17 protein-coding genes are annotated in these 20,759 nt (G+C 59.7%); 11 read left to right on the top strand and 6 right to left on the bottom strand.

The window, feature by feature from the left end; all coding sequences use genetic code 11:
- Positions 1-6: 6 nt before the first annotated feature.
- From RBB49_RS04275 to RBB49_RS04260, 4 genes are read right to left on the bottom strand one after another with little or no spacing between them, the layout of a single operon-like run.
- The gene (locus RBB49_RS04275) at positions 7-2,082 is read right to left on the bottom strand and encodes a hypothetical protein (protein ID WP_306141450.1); all 2,076 of its coding nucleotides are present in this window, start codon (positions 2,080-2,082) and stop codon (positions 7-9) included.
- An 8-nt stretch (positions 2,083-2,090) separates the two neighbouring features.
- On the bottom strand, positions 2,091-4,910 hold the full coding sequence (locus RBB49_RS04270; protein WP_306141449.1) for a DUF4159 domain-containing protein: 2,820 nt from the start codon (positions 4,908-4,910) through the stop codon (positions 2,091-2,093).
- Positions 4,911-4,914: 4 nt separating this feature from the next.
- Entirely contained in the window at positions 4,915-5,838 is a 924-nt protein-coding gene (locus RBB49_RS04265) for a DUF58 domain-containing protein (RefSeq protein ID WP_306141448.1), read from the bottom strand.
- 31 nt (positions 5,839-5,869) lie between these two features.
- Positions 5,870-6,889, bottom strand: coding sequence for a MoxR family ATPase (locus tag RBB49_RS04260; protein WP_306141447.1), 1,020 nt, complete (start codon positions 6,887-6,889; stop codon positions 5,870-5,872).
- A gap of 272 nt (positions 6,890-7,161) precedes the next feature.
- Here RBB49_RS04260 and RBB49_RS04255 point away from each other — a divergent pair, with 272 nt between their 5' ends.
- The 5 genes from RBB49_RS04255 (at position 7,162) to RBB49_RS04235 (ending at position 11,175) form a co-directional block, all read left to right on the top strand.
- Positions 7,162-7,761 (top strand): DUF1285 domain-containing protein, encoded by a 600-nt coding sequence (locus RBB49_RS04255; protein ID WP_306141446.1) that lies wholly within the window; start codon positions 7,162-7,164, stop codon positions 7,759-7,761.
- Between the two features lie 87 nt (positions 7,762-7,848).
- Positions 7,849-8,466, top strand: coding sequence for a CoA pyrophosphatase (locus tag RBB49_RS04250; protein ID WP_306141445.1), 618 nt, complete (start codon positions 7,849-7,851; stop codon positions 8,464-8,466).
- Positions 8,466-8,726 (top strand): DUF6111 family protein, encoded by a 261-nt coding sequence (locus tag RBB49_RS04245; RefSeq protein ID WP_306141444.1) that lies wholly within the window; start codon positions 8,466-8,468, stop codon positions 8,724-8,726. Before RBB49_RS04250 ends, RBB49_RS04245 begins: the two co-directional genes overlap by 1 nt.
- Before the next feature lie 4 nt (positions 8,727-8,730).
- Positions 8,731-9,975: a CCA tRNA nucleotidyltransferase gene (locus RBB49_RS04240; protein WP_306141443.1), complete on the top strand. Its 1,245-nt coding sequence runs from the start codon at positions 8,731-8,733 to the stop codon at positions 9,973-9,975.
- A gap of 105 nt (positions 9,976-10,080) precedes the next feature.
- Positions 10,081-11,175 carry an HD-GYP domain-containing protein gene (locus RBB49_RS04235; protein WP_306141442.1) on the top strand — a complete coding sequence of 365 codons (1,095 nt, stop codon included), beginning with the start codon at positions 10,081-10,083 and terminating at the stop codon, positions 11,173-11,175.
- Between the two features lie 15 nt (positions 11,176-11,190).
- Here RBB49_RS04235 and hemF read toward each other — a convergent pair whose 3' ends face one another.
- Both hemF and RBB49_RS04225 read right to left on the bottom strand, forming a co-directional pair.
- Positions 11,191-12,117 carry an oxygen-dependent coproporphyrinogen oxidase gene (gene hemF, locus RBB49_RS04230; protein WP_306141441.1) on the bottom strand — a complete coding sequence of 309 codons (927 nt, stop codon included), beginning with the start codon at positions 12,115-12,117 and terminating at the stop codon, positions 11,191-11,193.
- Between the two features lie 41 nt (positions 12,118-12,158).
- Positions 12,159-12,629, bottom strand: a complete 471-nt coding sequence (locus RBB49_RS04225) for a tRNA (cytidine(34)-2'-O)-methyltransferase (RefSeq protein ID WP_306141440.1) — start codon at positions 12,627-12,629, stop codon at positions 12,159-12,161.
- A gap of 185 nt (positions 12,630-12,814) precedes the next feature.
- Here RBB49_RS04225 and RBB49_RS04220 point away from each other — a divergent pair, with 185 nt between their 5' ends.
- From RBB49_RS04220 to petA, 6 genes are all read left to right on the top strand, one after another.
- Positions 12,815-14,650 (top strand): ABC transporter ATP-binding protein, encoded by a 1,836-nt coding sequence (locus RBB49_RS04220; protein ID WP_306141838.1) that lies wholly within the window; start codon positions 12,815-12,817, stop codon positions 14,648-14,650.
- 89 nt (positions 14,651-14,739) lie between these two features.
- Entirely contained in the window at positions 14,740-15,141 is a 402-nt protein-coding gene (locus tag RBB49_RS04215) for a DUF2177 family protein (protein ID WP_306141438.1), read from the top strand.
- Between the two features lie 337 nt (positions 15,142-15,478).
- Positions 15,479-17,230, top strand: coding sequence for a bifunctional diguanylate cyclase/phosphodiesterase (locus RBB49_RS04210; RefSeq protein WP_306141437.1), 1,752 nt, complete (start codon positions 15,479-15,481; stop codon positions 17,228-17,230).
- 392 nt (positions 17,231-17,622) lie between these two features.
- Complete coding sequence (locus RBB49_RS04205) at positions 17,623-18,048, top strand: hypothetical protein (RefSeq protein WP_306141435.1); 426 nt, start codon at positions 17,623-17,625, stop codon at positions 18,046-18,048.
- A gap of 2 nt (positions 18,049-18,050) precedes the next feature.
- A complete protein-coding gene (locus RBB49_RS04200; RefSeq protein WP_306141434.1) occupies positions 18,051-19,889 on the top strand; it encodes an ABC transporter ATP-binding protein in 1,839 nt (612 codons plus the stop codon).
- 303 nt (positions 19,890-20,192) lie between these two features.
- Complete coding sequence (petA, locus tag RBB49_RS04195; RefSeq protein ID WP_306141433.1) at positions 20,193-20,756, top strand: ubiquinol-cytochrome c reductase iron-sulfur subunit; 564 nt, start codon at positions 20,193-20,195, stop codon at positions 20,754-20,756.
- Positions 20,757-20,759 lie beyond the last annotated feature (3 nt).

Below are 20,759 nucleotides of genomic sequence, written 5' to 3'. Positions count from 1 at the left end.
GCCTGTTCAACGCCCTTCGCGATACCATGTCAGGGACAGCATCCCGAGCAGCAGCGCCAGGCCAAGAAGCCCGATCATCAGTGGATATCGGTCGACGCCATTCAGGACGCTGGCTTCCGTCGCCTTCAAACCGATCCAGCCGTTTCCGGCATAAGTCGCTGAAGGCTGCATGGAAACGACGCGGGGAATGTCCAGATCGCCGCCAACATCTCTCAGCCGCTGGGTGCTGCCACCCGTTGCCTCACTGATCGGAGACAGTGCATCGGCGGTGGACAGAACGTCGGTGTATTCTTTCGGATTTTGCGGGCCGACATGGATCAGCGCGCTCAGGGTGCCGTCCGTCACGGAGAACAGCCCGGTCTGGTTGGCAGCCGTGTCGCCGCGCCAGAGGCCCGGCTCCCGTTCGCTCATTTCAACCAGTGTCGTGTCGCCCGCAGGCGCGGTGACGGTCACTTCGCCCACGGTGTCGCCGAGGGTCTGGCGTTCGACGACAAGGTCCGAACCGCGGATGGAGACATTCAGCGCCTCTTCCTCAAGATCGGGTTCCTGCATCAGCCAGTGCGCCAGTCGCCGCAGCAGGGGCACGTGAGGACCGCCGCCCTCGAAACCGCGCGCCCAGAGCCAGACGTGATCGGAAAGGAGCATCGCCACCCTGCCTTCACCCTCGCGGTTGAGAACGAGAAGCGGTGTGTCGCTCGGGCCGGACATCAGCTGCTGGCCGGCGTCAAGCTGGGTGTCGACCGCGCGGAACCAGCGGCTCCATGCCGGCGGATCCTGTTCGGAGCCGGGCAGACCTCTCGTCACGGGATGGCGTTCGCCCAGGCTTGCGAGTGTCGCGTGGAACGGTTCTTCAAGGATGCCGCCGGTCGGGCTGGCGGGAAGGATGGGCGCGAGCGGGGTCCGGTAAAGACTGCCCGCTTCGGCATAGTCCGGACCACCTGCGAGCAGCACAGCACCGCCGTCCTGAACGTAGCGCGCGATGTTGTCGAAATAGAGCATCGGCAAAACGCCACGTCTCACGTAGCGGTCGAAGATGATCAGATCGAATTCGTCAATCTTGACGGAGAAGAGTTCGCGTGTCGGGAAGGCAATCAGCGAAAGCTGGTTGATCGGCGTGCCATCCTGCTTTTCCGGCGGGCGCAGGATGGTGAAATGAACCAGATCGACGGAGGCATCCGACTTCAGAAGATTGCGCCATGTGCGTTCGCCCGAGTGCGGCGAGCCCGAGACAAGCAGAACCCGGAGGTTCTCGCGGATACCGTCAATCGTGACCACGGCGCGATTGTTCAGCGTCGTCAATTCGTTTTCGAGCGGCGCGGCCTCGAATTCGAAGATATTGTCGCCGCCATGCGCGATCTCGACCGGAATGTCGATCTTCTCGCCGGTACGCGCCGTGCGTTCGCTGACGATGCTGCCGTCGCGCTTGACCGAGAGCTGAACAAGGTCACCCGGTCCTGTGCCCTGTCCCTGGTCAACCACCGTGAGGCTAACCGTCTGCTCGGAGCCGACCAGTCCGAATCTCGGTGCCTTGTCGAGTACGATGCGGCGATCGCGTTCATCCGGAGCGCCGGTGATGACACCGTGGACGGGCGCGTCGAAGCCAAGCGCACCAGCACTTTCCGGGACATCATGTATCTGTCCGTCGGAAACAATGATCGCGCCGCCAACCCGTTCGGGCGGCACATCCGCCAGTCCGTTGCTGAGCGTCTGAAACAGTTCTGTTCCGTTGCCCGAGCCCGCATTGCGGGATTCCAGGACGCGCAGGTCGAAACCCTTGAGCGCGGCGACGCGGCGCTGGATCTCCGCAGCTGCTTCGTCAGTGGTTGCCTCGCGGTCAGCAAGGCGCTGGCTCTGGCTCTTGTCGACAACGAGGGCAACGACGCTGGAAAGCGGTTCGCGATCTTCGCGTTCGACTGCGGGGTTGGCGAGGGCGAACAGCAAAAGGGCCATTGTCAGGGAACGCAAAACCCATCCGCGCAAACTCAAATACCCGGAGAGGGCCGCGAGAAACAGGGCAATCGCTCCTCCGGCAACAAGCGCCCAGAGTGGCAGCAGCGGGTCGAAGGAAAGAGACCAGACCATCAGCGCTCCTATTGTCCCAGCCGTTCAAGCAGGGCAGGTATGTGAACCTGATCGGCCTTGTAGTTGCCGGTCAGACTGTACATGACGATGTTGACGCCGGATCTGAAGGCATAGTCGCGCTGCACCGGGCTGTTCGGCACCGTCGGATACATGAACTCGCCATCTTCCGTGATTGCCCAGGCCGATGCGAAATCGTTGCCCGTGATCATGATGGGCGACACGCCGTCGCCTGCACGAACCGGCCTGTCGCCGCGCGCCGCAATTTCCTCAAGGCTTTCCACCCAGAGCGGGCTTCCGGCATAGCGCCCGGGAAAGGCATCGAGCAGGTAAAAGGCCTTGGTCAGGACGTGATCGGGTGGAACCGGCTGCAGGGGCGGCACATCAAGGTCTTCGAGGATCTCGCGCAGTTTCAGGGTCGCCGGTGTTGATGAAAAGCCTGTTGCGGACGCGTTGATGTGATCCCGCGTGTCGAAAAGGATGGTGCCGCCGTTTCGCATGAAGGTGTCTATGCGGGCAATTGTCTGATCATTCGGTTTGTCTGCAACCGGGTCGATCGGCCAGTAAAGCAGGGAATAGAACGCCAGTTCGTCATTTGCGATATCGATCGCGACGGGTGATCCCGGCTCCAGTGCCGTTCTTTCAGCCAGGAAGCGGGTCAGGCCTGCAAGCCCGGCAGCGCTTGCGTCGTCGATCTCCGGGTTGCCGGTGATGACATAGGCAAGCCGCGTTTCCAGTGTCGATTCGAGCGCCAGCAATTCGTCAGATGTTGACTGCGCCTCGGCCGGAGCCGGTGCGACAGTTGCCGCAAAAGCGAGCGAGAGTGCAAGCAACCCGGTCACGCCCGCGGCGCGGCTGCGCAGGCCAATGCGGCTGAGTCCCCCGGCAAGGAGGAAAACGGCAATGGCGTCGGCGACAAGGAGCAGAAATGCGAGTGAGAAGAAGAACGCCCTGAGATCGACCGGATCGGAAGCCGGGTAAGCGGTCTTTGTCGCCCTGTCTCCGAGCAACGTCAGGTCGAGCGTTGACAGGGTGTCATCCGCACGCATGAGGTTCAGTGCGCGGAACCCGTCTTCGGTTCCGTAAAGGCCCGGAGGTGTGCGTCTGCTGGCGGCTGCCTCGCGGAAATCGGCCGCGCTGACAGGCGTGACCTCGACCGGAGGCGCACTGAAGCGTCCGTAGCCGTCTAGCAGGCGCAGCGGAGGCAGGACGCTTGATGCCGACGTGCTGTCATCCGTCGTCTCCGAAGCGGCTGCAACATTCGAAACGGCAAGGATCCTGCGCAACATGTTGAGGAACACACCGGAAAGCGGCAGGTTGGACCAGGCAGAGTCGGCTGTGACGTGGAAGAGCACAACGCTGCCTGCGCCAATCGGCGCCGCCGTTACAAGCGGTGTACCGTCTTCGAGCATCGCCCAGGTCCGGTCGGGCAGGTCCGATGTCGGTTCTGCCAGCACCTGCCGGTTGACGGTCACTTCCTCCGGGACCTTAAGGCCGAAGAAGGGGGAATCGTCCGGAAAATCGGCGAGGTGTTGCGGCTGTTTCCAGGAAAGAGACCCGCCGAGCGAACGATCACCGGCGCGCAGGCGCACGGGGATCAGGTCGTCGCTTCCGCCCGCCGTCCGCGGACCCGCGAAGCGCACGAGCGTGCCGCCATTCTCGATCCATTCCCTGAGTTCAAAAGCTGTCGTGTCCGGAAGACGGCCGACATCGGCAAGGACCAGCACGGAGATGCCCTGGTCGATCAGTTCCGGCACCGCCGAAGCAATGTCGCTGTCCTTGGACCGGCGGATATCTGAAAACGGCAACAACGCCCGTTCCAGGTAGTAAACCGGCGACAACAGGGGCTGATCGAGATCTCCCGACTGGCCGGAGATGAGACCGATCGTGCGGCGGCGCCAGCTGTCGTCCACAAGCTGGACGGCTCCGGCTGCGGCCTCCCCGGAGATTTCAACGCGGGCAATGTCGTTGCGCAATTCGCTCGGCAATTCAAATCGTGCGGTTGTTTCTGTGTTTCCGGCGTCGAAGGTGGCCTGTACCTCGCCAAGGACCAGGCCCTTCAGATCGAGGGCCCTGACGTTGGCAGTTCCCAGAGGCTGGTCGTCGTGGCGGACGACAGTAACGGAAAGCGCATCTGTGTCGTTTTGCAGGTTCTTGAGGCCCATCGGCGTGTCGAGGCCGGTCAGGACCGTGACCGGGACATTCCCCGTCATGGTGGCCAGGTCGGTCATGAACGGACCTTCCAGCTCGGTGTCGTCGGACAGCCAGACAATGGCACCGGGCATGGCATCCTGCGCGGTCTTGCGAAGACCGATATTCAGTTCGCTGCGCTGCGGCGGATAGGGGCGCGGTTCCAGCGCGCGCAGTTTCTCCAGTGCGGCGCTTGCAGCTTCCGGAGTGAAACTCTGATTGGGGCCTTCAGCTGTCGCGACGAAGACAACGGGCTGGCCGGACTGTTCAGCTGTCGTGAGTATCTGTTCGGCCGCGCTTAGCTGCGCGTCCCAGCTTTTTGCAGAAGTCCAGCCATTGTCCACAAGTAGCCAGAGCACGCCGTCTCCTGTGGCAACAGGTTCGGATGTACGCCAGACCGGTCCGGCCAGGGCAATGATCAGGATCGCTGCAAGGAGCAGGCGCAACAGCGTGAGCCACCAGGGGCTTCGCTGCGGCGTTTCCTCGTGCTGGTCGATATCAAGAAGAAGGCGCGTGGGTGGAAACGCAATTTCGCGCGGACGTGGCGGCGTCAGCCGCAGCAGCCACCAGATTACCGGCAGGAGCGCAAGCGCCGCGAGGATCCAGGGTGCGGTGAAAGTCAGGGGCAGACCGGCAAACATCAGCTCAGATACCCCCCCTGTTCATTACATCAAGCGCACCGGAAAGCGCGCTGTGCAGGACCAGAAGCGGTTCGGCCGCCGGCCGGTCGGTATGGTGAAGCACGTAGGTCCAGCCCGCGCGCCGGGCCATGTCCCGGACTTCCGCCCGGTGCGCTTCCAGCTTGGTGTGGTAGTCCTCGCGCCAGTTTTCCGCGCGGCCCGCGGTCAGGCGCGTTCCAAGCTCCGGATCGGTAAACTCGATCCGGCCATCGAACGGAAAGGTCTCTTCGATCGGATCGAGCACCTGGACCAGGTGTCCTTTCGCGCCGGTGCTGGCAACGCGGGCGACCCATTCGGCAATATCGTCCAGCGGATCGAGGAAATCGGAGACCAGAACCACGTCGGCAAAGCGTTTCACCGATGTCGTGTCGGGAAAGGCAACAGGCTTTGACAGATGGGCAAGGGCATCGGCGAGCCGCTCTGCGGCGCGTCTGTCGGAAAAGGGCCGGGTCAGTCCCGGAAGTCCGATTCGTTCGCCGGTCTCCGCCAGCATATCGGCGAGGGCGAGCATCAGCACGATGGCCCGGTCCCGTTTGCTGACCTCGGACAGGCGCGACTGGAACACCATCGAAGAGGACAGGTCGGACCACAGCCAGACCGTATGCGCGGCCTCCCACTCGCGCTCGCGCACATACAAATGGTCATCCCGTGCGGAACGGCGCCAGTCAATCCGTTTTGCCGGTTCACCCATGTTGAAGGGGCGGAACTGCCAGAAGCTTTCGCCCGGGCCGGCTCTGCGCCGGCCATGCCAGCCGGCTATGATCGAACTGGCGACGTGGCTTGCCTCCACAAGAAGGTCCGGCAACGCATCGGCGACGGACCTTGCTTCGCCAATGACGCTGGGCCACGTTTCCTGATCTATGCCTGCCTTGTTTGTCCGGGGATCCATATGGTCTGGGGCTCCTGCGAAAGACTTGGTCTCAGGCGATTGTCTCTTTGACGCGCTGTATGACGTCTCTCACAGTGTGACCATCAGCTCTGGCGGCGAAAGTCAGCGCCATCCGGTGCTGAAGAACCGGCTCGGCGAGCGCGAGCACGTCGTCCACGGACGGAGCCAGCCGCCCATCCACAAGAGCTCTTGCACGCACGGTCAGCATAAGGGCCTGGCTCGCACGCGGTCCCGGACCCCATGCAATCAGCTTGGTGACGTCGCTTTCGGCCGAGCCTTCGTCTGGCCGCGCCGAACGGACAAGTTTCAGGATGGCTTCAACAACCGATTCGCCAACCGGCATGCGGCGCACGAGTTGCTGATAGTCCATCAGTTCCTCGGCGTTCATGGCAACCTGCGCCTCCGCCTGATCCGCGCCCGTCGTTTCCAGAAGGATGCGGCGCTCCGCCTCAAGGTCGGGATAGTGAACGTCGATCTGCATGAGAAACCGGTCGAGCTGTGCTTCCGGCAGCGGATAGGTGCCTTCCTGTTCGAGCGGGTTTTGCGTCGCCAGAACATGGAACGGGCGCGGCAGGTCATGCGGATGACCGGCCACAGTTACATGATACTCCTGCATGGCCTGCAGCAGCGCCGACTGTGTGCGCGGGCTCGCCCGGTTGATTTCGTCGGCCATCAGCAACTGCGAAAACACCGGCCCGGGAATGAAGCGGAAAGAACGGCCGCCGTCGGCCGATTGTTCCATGACTTCGGCTCCGAGAATGTCGGAGGGCATCAGGTCCGGCGTGAACTGAATACGGCGCGCGTCGAGACCAAGAACCGTGCCGAGTGTTTCAACAAGCTTTGTCTTTGCCAGTCCCGGGACCCCGACAAGAAGACCATGCCCGCCCGCCAGGATGGTCACGAGCGACTGCTCGACAACGGTTTCCTGACCGAAAATGATCCGCGCGATATCGGCCTTGGCATCGCTGATGCGCGAAACCGCCCGCTCCGCGTTTTCGGCTACGGCGGCGAGATCCTCGTCACTGGGGCTGGATGGAGAAACAACGCTCATGAATCACCTTTCCCGTCTTGTCTTTTCGCGAACCCTGGCGTGGTCCGGCGCATTGTCTTCGGTTGCTGCGACTCATGCAGTCTGACACCATATAAATCTGTAGATAAGGCGCAATTGTGCGCCATACAGTGGAAAGGTCCAAGATTCTTTCCAGGTGTTGGGGAAAAGGCTGTGCCTAAAGCACGCGTTCCAGGGCCGGCAACCGACAGGTAAGTTAGTGTCTCGGCAATTTTCCGGAGGAGCCGGATTTTCTGATTAGGACTGTGAAACACATGCCAGAAAACGACAACGTTGCTGCCGCGGGCATGCCCGAAGGGTTGAAGGCGCTTATGAGCAGGGCGGACGGAAAGGACAAGTCGCTTCCTCCCGTGGAGAAGTGGAACCCGCCGTTTTGCGGGGATCTCGATATCAGGATTGCCCGGGATGGAACGTGGTTCTACCTCGGGTCGCCCATCGGCCGGCAGCCGCTGGTGAAGTTGTTCGCTTCGGTCCTGAGACGTGATGCCGACGACAGGCACTACCTCGTAACACCCGTCGAAAAGATTGGTATCACTGTTGATGATGCCCCATTTCTGGCCGTTGAAATGGCAATGTCCGGATCAGGGGAAGACCAGGACCTGACGCTTCGGACAAATCTCGGTGAACTCGTGAAAGTGGATGCAGAACACCCTCTGCGATTTGAAAAAGAAACGGACAGCGGCGGCCTGAAACCCTATGTTCTGGTCAGAGGCCGGCTGGAGGCCCTGTTCACGCGCGCACTCATGTATCAGCTTGCAGACCTGATCGTGGAGCACGATGGGGAAACGGGGCGCGAAACGGGGATCTGGAGCGGTGGATGCTTTTTTGCGATCGGTGCACACTTGCTGAAATGAATGGAATAACCACTTGCTTGTGCAGACAATAACCAAATCAGAGCCCGTTGCCGGATGAGCGCTCCCGTCGTCGGAAACAGAATTCAATTGAACCGTTGGTCGCAAGATCTGAGGGATCGTCTGGATATTGCGGCCCGGGAAACCGCACAGCCTGAAACCGGTGATCACATTCTCAACCCGGACCTTCCTCCCTATGCGCGGTGGCAGGGACCTCCCAGAGATGCGGCGGTGCTGATCGGCATTCTGGAGCGCGAAAGCGGTCTCAGCGTCGTCCTGACACAGCGCACCGGACATCTGAAATCCCATGCCGGCCAGGTTGCTTTTCCCGGGGGCAAGATCGACCCCACCGATGCAGGACCGGTCGACGCGGCGCTGCGCGAAGCGGACGAGGAAATCGGACTGGTGCCGAACAAGGTCGAACCGCTCGGCATGCTCGCCCCGTACCTGACAGGCTCCGGCTACAAGATCATTCCGGTTATCGGCAAAGTACGGGCCACCGGTCCGTTCCGGCCGAATCCGGACGAGGTCGAAGATGTTTTTGAAGTTCCGCTGAATTTCCTGATGGACCCGGTAAACCACCAGAAACAAAGCCGGGACTGGCAGGGCAAGCGGCGCTATTTCTACGCCATGCCCTTCGGCGAACGCTATATCTGGGGCGTTACCGCCGGAATCATAAGATCCCTATACGAAACGGTTTATCGCTGATGTTGCGTGTTGCACTGACTCACCTGCTCCTGTTTCTGCTGCCCTTCCTGTGTTACGCGATCTGGCTTTGGCTGACGAAGCGGAGCAAGGATCCAGACCGCTGGGCACGTGGGCCACTTGCCTGGCTGACGGTGTCGGGTCTTGTCCTTGTGATTGCCGGTTTCGTGGTGATGTCCACGTTGAACCGCGGACCCGAGGGCAGCGACTACCGGCCCACGCAAATGAAAGATGGCGTTTTCGTCCCCGGTGGTTTCGAATAGACAGATGACCCTCGGCGTTGACGAAAAGCTCTCGAAAGCCGACTGGCTTTCCGCGCCTGGAATCCAGGCTGTCTTTTCCGCCATCGAGCGGGACGGAGAAGAAGCTCGGGTCGTCGGCGGAGCGGTGCGCAACACCTTGCTGAACCACCCGGTTCCTGATGTCGATATCGCGACAACAGCGAGCCCTGAGACCGTCATGGCCCGGGCGCAGGATGCGGGCCTGAAAGCGATCGGCACAGGGATTGAGCACGGCACGATCACCGTCATAGCCGATGATTTCCCCTATGAAGTCACAACGCTGCGGGAAGACATCGAGACGTTTGGCCGCCAGGCGCGAGTGGTCTTTGGCCGGGATTGGGAAAAGGATGCAAGGCGCCGCGATTTCACGATGAATGCGCTCTATGTGGACCGCAACGGGCATCTTCACGATCCGCTTGGAGGCCTCGGCGATTGTCTTGCTCGGCGGGTCAGGTTCATCGGCGACGCGGATGGCCGGATAAAGGAAGACTATCTCCGTATCCTGAGGTTTTTCCGGATTTATGCCGCTTACGGGGAAGGCGAACTCGACCCGGAAGGCCTTGGTGCGTGTCTCAGGCAGAGGAACGGATTGCGGCAACTCTCCGCCGAGCGAATCGGTCATGAGATGCGCAGGCTGCTGCGGGCACCACGCGCCGCCTACGCCCTGCGCATGATGAATGATTGCGGCCTCTGGGAAATCGCGACCGGCGGGTTGGCCCGCATCGACGATTACGAAGCGCTTCGTTCCCTGGACGAGCTTGCGCCTCACACGCGCGACCCCGAACTCGGTCTGGTGGTGCTTGCAGGTTTTGTGCGCGAGGATTTAGCGCGTGTTTCCGACCGCCTCCGGCTGTCCAACGGCGAGCGCAAACGCATGGAGACGGCCTGGGGTGCCAGGAAAAGACTTCTTCAAGCAGACGCAAGCCCGAGTGCTGCGGCGATGGCATATGCATTCGGGCGCCAGGGCGCGATCGATGGCCTGCTGGCCGTGTGGTCCGCGCAGATTGCGGGGAAAGCGGATGACAGCGCCCGTTTCAAGGAAATGCTGTCCGCGTTCGGATCGCAGGTCATCCCCGAGTTTCCCCTGAAAGGGGCGGACCTGATATCCAGCGGGCACAAGGCCGGGCCGGAACTTGGTGCGCTCCTGAAACGACTGGAAAACGAGTGGATCGACAGTGAGTTCGCGCTCACCAGGGAACACCTGCTCGAACGGTCCAAGACTGCGTCTTAGCGAAATTTTAAAAGTAATCTCTGCAAGATATAAGTTGCCGTTCCGTTCAGGAAACCACTTGTATTTCAACTCGCACATGGCTTGAGGGTGCGAACGAGTCGATCGATGGAAATAGTTCTCATTTCAGACGGGCCGTTGCCGCTGGATTCCCCGGTCAGAAAACTTCCGTTTTTCTTTCCGGCCCGCCTCATCAACATGAACATGGTTTCGCCGAATACGGTTGGAGCGAGCAAGGTTGCGGTTGTTGAGTTGTCTGGAGCGAGTGATGCCGGGCTGACAGCGCTGAAATCGTCCTGGAACAGTATCGCGGCCATTCCGGTTATCTGCCTCGTTTCGCAGAAAAACCGGAGGGAAGTCATTCAGGCCGGTGCGCTCGGCAAGACGGAAACAATTGAACGCGATGCGCCATTCGCACTTCTTTTGAAGCGGCTCAAGAAATTCATGGAAGCCGACCTGGTTGAGGCGCTGCCGTGCACGACGCCGGAAACCACCGCAAGAGCCTACAAATCGAGCAATACATTCCTTGAGAGCCTTTGCCTTTCGACGGTTGAGGGCGCCAAGATCCGTATCAGCCTTATGAACGAGAGCGCCGAGGAAATGCTGACCGCGCTCAAGAAGGATGGCCTGTCGTGCTGGCTGAATGCCGTTGAGACCCATCATAGTGCAACATACAGCCATTCCCTGCAGGTCGCAGGCCTTGCGGGCATGCTTGCCAAACATGTCGGCTGGAGCGAGGAAGACTGCACGGAAGTCATTGCGGGCGGACTGGTGCACGATATCGGCAAAATGCGCATTCCACTGACCATCCTCGACAAACCCGGCAAGCTGACGCAGCAAGAGCGTGACCTCATCGACAAGCACCCGGTCTTCGGAAGAGACATCCTGAAATCGCGGGCGGAAGTGTCCCTGGCCGTGAAACGCATGGCCATCCAGCACCACGAGATGCTGGACGGATCGGGTTATCCAAAGGGACTGTGCGGTGATCAGATCGTGCCGAAAGTTCGCCTGCTCACGGTTTGCGACATATTCGTCGCGCTTACCGAACAACGATCCTACCGCGAGAGTGTACCGTCGCGCGTAGCCGTGGCGATGCTGAAAGACATGGGGCCAAAGCTCGACCAGAAAATTGTTGCCTGCCTCTCCCAGATGCTCTTCGGGCGCGCATTTGGCGCTGTCACCCGGGAAGCGCCGGCTGCCTGACCGCCCGCGTGGTGTTCAAGGCCACTTAACGACCGGGGGCATGGACGAGAGGATGGAGGCAACGTTGCCGCCGGTCTTGAGCCCGAAGATTGTTCCACGATCATAGAGCAGGTTGTACTCCACGTATCTGCCGCGCCTGATGAGTTGTTCTTCCCGTTCGGCCTCCGACCATTCCTTTTCGAAGTTTGCCCTCACCAGTTCCGGGTAAATGCCCAGGAAAGCCTCGCCGACGGCTTTGGTGAAAGCAAAGTCGGCGTTCCAGTCACCGCTGTGCAGATAGTCGTAGAATATGCCGCCGATACCGCGGGCCTCGTTCCGGTGCTTGAGATAGAAATAGTCGTCGCACCAGGCCTTGTAGGCGTCGTAGTCGGCAACGGCGTGGTCTGCACAGGCAGAGCGCATCGCCTCGTGAAATGCGATCGTGTCCGGATCCTGCTGTGTCCGCCGGGCATCCAGCACCGGCGTCAGATCCGCTCCGCCGCCAAACCATTGCCGGGTTGTCACGACCATGCGCGTGTTCATGTGTACTGCGGGCACATGGGGATTGTGCAGATGCGCGATCAGGCTGATGCCGGATGCCCAGAAGCGCGGATCTTCCGATGCGCCTGGTATCTGCCCGCGAAACTCGGGCGAAAACTCCCCGTGGACCGTCGAGACGTGAACGCCGACTTTCTCGAAGACGCGCCCATGCATCATGGACATGACGCCGCCGCCTCCCTTCTGACCGGAACTGTCGGTGCGTTCCCAGGGGGTGCGCTTGAACCGGCCCGCGGGCTGATCTGAGAAGGGACCGGAGCGTGCGCCGATTTCATCTTCAAGGTCTTCGAATGCGTTGCAGATCCTGTCCCGCAGGCTCTCAAACCAGGCAGGTGCCGCTGCCTTCTTGTCCTCGATATCCTCAGGGATCGGACCGCCGCGATTTTCAGGAGCAGGTGCATTCATGTGATGGGCCTTGGTTCAACGGAGACACGCCGGAGCGTGTTTCAATCCGGCTTCTTAGGAAATGTGTCTGTTTGCCGCAAGGCTTCGCCAAGTGCCATACCGGCGGATACGGCGACATTGATTGATCGCAGGCCTTCGGCCATCGGAATCGTCAGTCGCGCGTCGACCAGGTCGTGCACGCTCTGCGGAACCCCGGTGCTTTCGCGGCCCATGACCAGAATGTCGTCGGCTCGAAATTCGAAATCCGTATAGCTCTGATCCGACTTCGTGGTGAGCAGGATCAGCCGCCGGTTTTGTGTCAGCCTGAACAGTTCGAAATCCGCAAAGCTCCGGTGCCGACGCATCGACGCGCGTTCCAGATAGTCCATGCCTGCGCGCTTGAGGGCACTGTCTGAAATCGGAAAGCCTGCCGGCTCGATCAGATGAACCGTCACACTCATGCAGGCGCACAGGCGCAGGATCGTGCCCGTGTTCTGCGGTATGTCAGGCTGATAGAGAGCTATGTCGGGCATTGCTTGCGGCACTTTTTTCAACGCGGGATTTCGGGCTCGGCTGGATAACAGTTTGGCCGGTGAATGTCATTCGCGTTTGCAAAAACCACAAGTTTATTTGTTGGCCCGGCAACAGCCGGCGCGCGTAGAATGACTTTCAGAATCGCACCAGTCCCCGGAGACGGCACGTGTCCCCACTCTTTCGTATGTTTGAAACATGGATCGATCCGTTCCGCGGCCCGCCGCAAAAGGACATGCCGCGGAACGGGGTCGCTTTCCTGACCTATTTCGTGATGCAGGTCAGATGGCCGTTTGTGGCCATGCTGGTGCTCGGAGGCCTGTCGGCGTTCGTGGAAGTGACGATCTTCAATTTCCTCGGCAGGATCGTTGATCTTCTCGAAGCAGGCAACAGGCAGAGTTTCTTCTCCGACCACGCCTGGACGCTGGCCGGCATGGCGTTCGTGGTTCTTGTTCTGCGGCTGATCGTGAACGCGCTCATGGCGCTTGTCGAAGAGCAGACCGTCGTACCGGGTTTCTTCAACCTGGTCAGATGGCAGTGCCACCAGCGGGTCATGAAGCAAAGCCTGAGTTATTTTCAGGATGACCTCGCCGGGCGTCTTGCACAAAAGGTTTTGCAATCGGGTTTGTCCGCCGGCGACTTCATGGTCAATCTGCTGCAGGTCGCGTGGTTCATTATTGTCTATGCGATCACGACGCTGGTACTGGTCACGCAACTCGATCCGCGGCTCGGACTGATCGTTGCGGTCTGGCTCGTGTGTTTTTCAGGCACAGCCCTTTACTTTGTGCCCCGCATTCGGCTGGCGGCCAAGGAAACCGCGAACACCTATTCCGGCGTTACCGGTCGTCTCGTCGACACATACACCAATATCCAGTCGGTCAAGCTGTTCGGTTCGACGGAACAGGAAAACCGCGGTGCACGCGAGGCGGTTGAACACTTCATTTCCAAACTTCAGCGCTTCACGCGTTACCTGACCTCGATCAGGATGGTCATGTCGCTGATCAACGGCGTGATGATCGTGTCGATTACGGCGGTCTCGCTGCTCGTCTGGCAGGATGGCGGTATCAGCACAGGCCACGTTGCCTTCGCGCTCAGCCTGATCCTGCGGCTCAACATTCTCCTCAACCGGCTGTTCAACCAGCTCAACGGGCTGTTCCGGCATTTCGGATCGCTCCAGGACAGCATGGAGACGGTTGTCAAGCCCATTACACTGACAGACGCGGCAGGCGCTGCCGCGCTGAAGGTCGAAAAGGGTGCGATCGGGTTCGAGAATGTCAGGTTCCACTATGGCAAGGACGGCGGCGTGATCGATCATCTGAACCTTTCCATCCAACCCGGCGAGCGGGTCGGTCTTGTTGGGCCCTCAGGTGCCGGAAAGACAACGCTGGTGAGCCTGCTTCTCCGCTTTTTCGATCTGGAAAACGGACGCATCCTGATCGATGGCCAGGACATCAGCCTGGTTGCGCAGGAAACGCTGCGCCGGTCGATCGGCATGGTGACGCAGGATACGTCGCTTCTGCACAGGTCGATCCGGGAAAACATCCTTTACGGGCGCATGACGGCCAGTGAAACGGATCTGATCGAAGCGGTCCGCAAGGCGCACGCAACGGAGTTTATCGAACAGCTGGAGGACAAGCGGGGCCGGAGCGGACTTGATGCCTTCGTCGGAGAACGCGGCGTTAAACTGTCCGGCGGTCAGAGACAGCGCATCGCGATCGCGCGTGTTCTGCTGAAAGACGCGCCTATCCTGGTGCTTGACGAGGCGACATCGGCGCTCGATTCCGAAGTCGAAGCCGCCATACAGGATAATCTGCAAAGCCTGATGGCGGGAAAAACCGTCATTGCGATCGCGCATCGGCTGTCCACAATCGCCGCCATGGACCGCCTGATCGTGATGGACAAGGGGCAGATCGTGCAAGAAGGAACGCATGATGCGCTTCTGGCAGACGAGAGCGGCCTATATGCGCAACTCTGGCGCAGGCAGTCGGGTGGATTTCTCAAAGCCGATATGCAATCGGCGTGAAAGGGGCGAGAAAGAAACGGACCGGTTGCAACTGATGATCCGACGCCCGCGCGCGTACGTATCAGCCATATCTTGTTTCCGAGGGTCCCATGGTTCAATACGTCACTGCCTATTTTGCGACTGCACTGGTTTTTCTTGCGGTTGACTATGTCTGGCTGTCGCAGATCGCAACCCGGTTCTATTTCGACCGGATCGGGCACCTGTTGATGGATAAACCCAACATGGGTGCGGCCGGTGCATTCTACATCATTTACGTCGTCGGGATCGTCATCTTCGCTGTTGCACCGGCGCTGAAATCGGAAAGCCTTGCGATTGCTATCGTTTACGGCGCGATGTTCGGGTTCTTCACCTATGCGACCTACGACGTCACGAACTATGCGACGCTTCGTAACTGGCCGGTTGTCGTGACGGTGGTCGACGTGGCCTGGGGAACCGTTCTTTCGGCTTTCTCCGCAGGCATGGGCTACGTGCTGACGCGCATGGTCACATAACGGGTCACGATGTGAGCATCGTACTGTTCCGGCACCGTCCAACGAGGCCACGATCACAGGTTTTTCGCATCCGAACCGGTATTCGTTGCGTGCCCGGGTCCTGAAGCCTGTTCAGTTCTTTCGTTCCAAGCATTGTCAATATTACGACTGTATTCGTGCCGCTCGTTTAGCGTTTCCTTCAAGTTATTCTGTCACGATAGTCTTCAACGGGTGGAGCTATTGACGGGCTTGCATGGTAACCTCTCCGGCCGAGTGGCCTGCATTGTTTTTGATTGCTTGCGCCGGAGTGGGTGTCCTGACCCTCTGCGCCGGATACGCCGTGGGCAGGCGTCAGTCCGTGCGATCAGTTAAGCCTGGGTCATCCGAGTTCGGAAATGACGCCGCAATCCTGAAAACCGTTGTCGAGCATGCGCATGAAGGACTTGTGGTACAGGATATTTACGGCCGGATCGAATGGTCCAACCCTGCCTATACCCGCATAACCGGCTTTACCGCCGATGAAATCCGCGGGCGCCGGCCTCAGGAATTCATCCTGCCGCCTGACAAGCAACTCTCGCCCGACGAGCTGGAAAACTTCAAATTTGATCTCGACAAGTTTTCTTCGGGTTTCAAGGAACTGATCCAGAACCGCCGGAAGAACGGCGAGTTGTTCTGGAACCAGCTGACATTTGCGCGCATCGAATCGGAAACCGAAGACGATACGCGTATGATCATTCTTTGCCAGGATGTGACCCGCGAGGTCGAGCGCTTTGCCGAATTGGAGGAAACGCGCAAGCGTCTCAAGTTCCAGGCGGAGCATGATGAACTGACCGGTTTGGTCACACGGGCAAAGATCACGGAGTTTCTGCAGGAACACCTGAGCGCCGGCCGCGCTGATGGGCATCACATTGGATTGCTGCTGCTGGACCTGGATCACTTCAAGGACATCAACGACAGCCATGGGCACAGCGCAGGCGATGCCGTGCTGAGGCACGTCGCAGGCATTCTCAAGACGGTGGTTGGCGACCTGGGCCTGGCGGCAAGGATCGGCGGCGATGAGTTCATGGTTGCCTTCTTCAAACCTGTCGAAAGGGCGCAGCTGGAAAGCCTGGCCAGCCGGCTGCTTGATGAACTGGTCAAGCCGGTGCTGGTCGCGCACCAGCGGTTCAAGATCGGCGCAAGTGCCGGTCTTGTGCTGGCCGAGTGTTCCAAGGTCGGTCTCGAAGAGTTCATAAACTGCGGCGACATTGCCCTTTATGCCGCCAAAAAATCGGGACGTGGACGGTTTTCCTGGTACACCGAAGCACTTGGTGCGGCGTACAGGCACCGGCGCATGAACATGGCGCGGTTGGATCACGACCTGGAGAACGGCAACCTGACCCTGCTGATGCAGCCGCAATTTGATCTGCACGCGCGGCGCATCACCGGATACGAGGTCTCCGCCCACTGGCTGCACCCTTCCGAGGGACTCGTTGATCCCAGGACGCTGTTGAGCAATCAGGACGATGTGAAGCGCATTGCGCAGGTCGAGAAGTATGCGCTGGTGCAGGGGTTTTCTGAAATGGGGCGTCTTCTGGAAGCGTCGGGGACACCGCTGCGGCTTACGGTCGACCTGACGGCGGCCAGTCTGAACGATCCGGAGTTCATGGCTCTTCTGGTCCACTTGTGTGAGGACACGGGCTTTCCAATGACCGGTCTGACGATCGAACTCGATCCGGCGATCGTCGATTTCGAGGCATGTACCAGTTTGAAAAACACACTGGAGGACCTAAAGGCCATCGGATGCCGCATTGCGCTCGACAAGTTCGGAAGCCTTCAGAGCGGATTGGGACAGCTCATCGAGAGCGGGGCAAACCTTCTGAAGATCAGTCCTTCACTTGTCACCGATCTGGAAACGAGCATCGACAAGAGGCACCTGGTCGAAGCCATCATAAATCTCGCCGGAAAGTTTGACTACCAGGTCGTTGCCCTGGGCGTTGAGAGGCCGGAACAGGAGAAAATCCTGCGGCAACTGGGGTGCGGGCACATCCAGGGTGCACTCATTTCGCAATGGGTTTCGCCGCGGGAAGCCGAGATTCACGTTCGTGAGTTCGTGTTCGAGAGCCATTGACGTATCACCCCGCCGGCATCGGCCCCCGCGCGATGTGTCCGATTGGCAACAGGTGTCAGTTTCCTGAAGGTGGCGGCAAGATAGCTCTTTCCATTTTCGCTTAAAACGGTTACCAACGGCACTAGTCAACCTCACGTCGTTGACCTTTTTTGATTTTCCTTGTGGCCAACGGCCGCGCAACCAGGAGGGCTTACATGATAGATCATCATATGATCCAGGCATTTCCAGTCCCCACTGGCTGCACCAAGGTTGTCAGGCAGCTCTAGGCGCCAACACTTCCTTTTTCACATCTTAGATCTTCGGTGACCGGCTTAAGCCGTCAGTGAGCTGCGCGATTCCCGCTTCGTGTCTGCCGTCACCATTGACCAAATTCCCGTTTCGGAGCCGTTCCGATGAATTCGTTCTACCCGAAGGACCCGTCCGTGCTGGCGGACCGTCCGGATGTTGAAGTGCCGCCGCCTGCTCCGCGAGGACATGCGAGGCGCAGTCTGCTGCGTGGCCTGTTGCGCGCCGCTGCGTTTGCCGGTGTAACCTTTGTTGTTGCCGTGGTGTTGTTCGTGCCTGTGCTTGCCTACAACCTGAGCCGTGTCGAAGCTCTGGAGATTGCAGGTCAGCACATCCCCGTTTCCGTCTTCATTGACGATCTGGGTGCCTTGTTCTGGGGCACGGCGATCATTGCGCTTTCCTTTACAAGTTTGATGTCCGGCCTGTTCTTCATGAGCGCCGAGACAGTCATTCGTCCGCGTGCACAAACGATCAGCGGCCGGGATGCCATGGCGCATCTGACCGTGCTACGTTTGAGCCGCTCTGAGAGGTAGTCATGTTTGACCGTTTCGAAAAGCTCGTCGATCCATTCGAGAAGACCGAGCTCGACGTTCCGCCAAGCGGGTTCTGGGCATTTTGCTGGTATTACACCAAGCCCGTCTGGCCAATCCTGCTTGTCGTTTCCATTCTGGGAGCGCTGATCGCCGTTCTCGAAGTGATGATTTTCACGTTTCTTGGCGAGCTGGTGACCTGGCTCGGCACCGAGAACGCGGAAACGTTCTTTCAGGACAACTGGGGACAGCTTGTCTGGATGGGAATCGTCGTGCTCATTCTGCTGCCCGGGATTGCCGCCATCTGGGAGATGCTGTTTCACCAGGGGCTGATGGGCACCTACCCGATGTCGGTGCGGTGGCGCGTCCACCGCTACCTTCTCCGGCAGAGCATCTCGTTCTACCAGAACGATTTCGCAGGCCGGATCGCCAACAAGCTGATGCAGACCGCGCTCGCGGTGCGCGAGGTGGTTACGCGGATCGCGGATATCCTGGTCTATGTTGTCGTCTATTTCGTCGCGGCGCTGTTCGTGGTTGCCGAGGCCAGCATCTATTTCGCGATACCGTTCATGGCCTGGCTCGGCTGCTACCTGATCACCATGCGTGTGTTCATTCCGCGGCTCAAGGATGTCTCGCGGGAGCAGGCCGACGCCCGGTCGGTGATGACAGGCCACGTGGTGGATGCCTACACCAACATATCGACGGTAAAGCTGTTTTCCCACGCGGAGCGCGAAGAAGACTATGCCAGGTCTTCGATGACGTCGTTCCTGAAGACAGTGTTCCTGCAGATGCGTCTTGTGACCGGCATGAACATCACGCTGACAACGCTCAACATGGTGTTGCTGTTTGCCGTCGCGGCCATGTCCATCGTGCTCTGGCAGGCGGGCAAGGTGACGACCGGCGAAATCGCCGTTGCCGTTGCTCTGGTCCTGCGGTTCCAGGGCATGTCGCAATGGATCCTCTGGGAAGTATCGGGCCTGTTTGAAAACATCGGGACCGTGCAGGACGGCATCAACACGATCTCGCGTGAGCGGGATGTGGTGGATGTCCCCAATGCGCAGGCGCTTTCCGTGCCGAGGGGCGAGATCCGTTTTGACGGGATCGGCTTTCACTACGGCAAGAAATCCGGCGTGATCGAGGATCTGGACCTGACAATCGCTCCTGGAGAGAAAATCGGTCTGATCGGCCGTTCGGGCGCGGGCAAGTCGACCATCGTCAACCTGCTGCTGCGCTTTTATGACCTTGAGCGCGGGCGGATCCGCGTTGACGGACAGGACATTGCCGGCGTGCGACAGGACGATATCCGGGCGAATGTGGGTGTCGTTACGCAGGACACATCTCTCCTGCACCGGTCGATTTTCGAAAACGTTGCCTATGGCAAGCCGGACGTCGAGCGGGATGAAGTCGAGGCAGCGCTTGAAAAGGCGCATGCAATGGACTTCGTCAAAGGCCTGACCGATCTCAACGGTCGCACGGGTCTTGATGCCCATGTGGGTGAACGTGGTGTCAAGCTGTCAGGCGGCCAGCGGCAGAGAATTGCGATTGCCCGGGTCCTGCTCAAGGATGCGCCCATTCTTGTGCTGGACGAGGCGACGTCTGCGCTGGATTCGGAAGTCGAGCTGGCGATCCAGGAGAGTCTCTTCGAACTGATGAAGGGCAAGACCGTGATCGCGATCGCTCACAGGCTGTCGACAATCGCGGCTCTGGACCGCCTGATCGTCATGGATCAGGGTCGAATCATCGAGGAAGGCTCGCACCAGGAACTGCTGGATGCCAATGGTCTCTACGCGCAGCTCTGGCGGCATCAGTCCGGCGGCTTCCTGGCACCTGTGCAGGCGGCATAATTCACAATACGAAACGGCAGGACCGGGATTCATTTGAATTCCGGTCTTGCGCTTTTTCCCCAAAAAAGGGCAGAAAAGCGGCGTGGCTGTTGTTTTGCCTGCGACATATGCGTTTTGTGGCGTTTGTTTGTCTGGACAAGCGTTTCGAAGGGTGCAAAAAGACAAGCCGCTTGGCCGATGTGGAAACAGTCCGCATGCGGCCACCGAAGAGCCCGGCATGGTTCCGATCGTCCTTCTCCCGAGAGAGGGCTCGGACATGGTGCGGGCTATCGGTACAGGTAGAACTTTTGAGGGGACGCGACCTTGGCACACAACACGGATGCGGAAGAACCGAACCGCCGTGACTTTCTCTACATCGCGACCGGTGCAATGGGCGTTGTGGGCGCCGGCGCTTTGGTATGGCCGTTCATTGATCAGATGAACCCGGACGCCTCGGCTCTTGCCCTGGCATCCATCGAGGTTGATGTGTCTGCCGTCGAGGAAGGGCAGTCAATCACAGTCAAATGGCGCGGCAAGCCGGTGTTCATCCGTAACCGCACGGAAACGGAAGTTGCCGAAGCCACCGACGTTCCGATTTCGGATCTGCCCGACAAACTGGCCCGGAACGCCAACCTTCCCGCCGACGCCGAGGCAACCGACCCGAACCGCGGTGTCAAGGACAAGGAAAACTGGCTCGTACAGATCGGTATCTGCACGCACCTTGGGTGCGTTCCGATTGGCGATGCCGGTGAGTTCGGCGGGTGGTTCTGCCCCTGCCACGGCTCCCACTACGATACGGCCGGCCGCATTCGCAAAGGCCCGGCTCCCGAGAATTTGCTGATTCCGCCGCTCGAATTCGTCAGCGACACGACAATCAAGATCGGTTAACGG

It is taken from the genome of Roseibium sp. MMSF_3412 (genome assembly GCF_030733265.1).
GTDB lineage: Bacteria > Pseudomonadota > Alphaproteobacteria > Rhizobiales > Stappiaceae > Roseibium.
The sequence above is the reverse complement of the archived record's forward strand: the minus strand, read 5'-3'. Positions and strand labels throughout refer to the sequence as shown.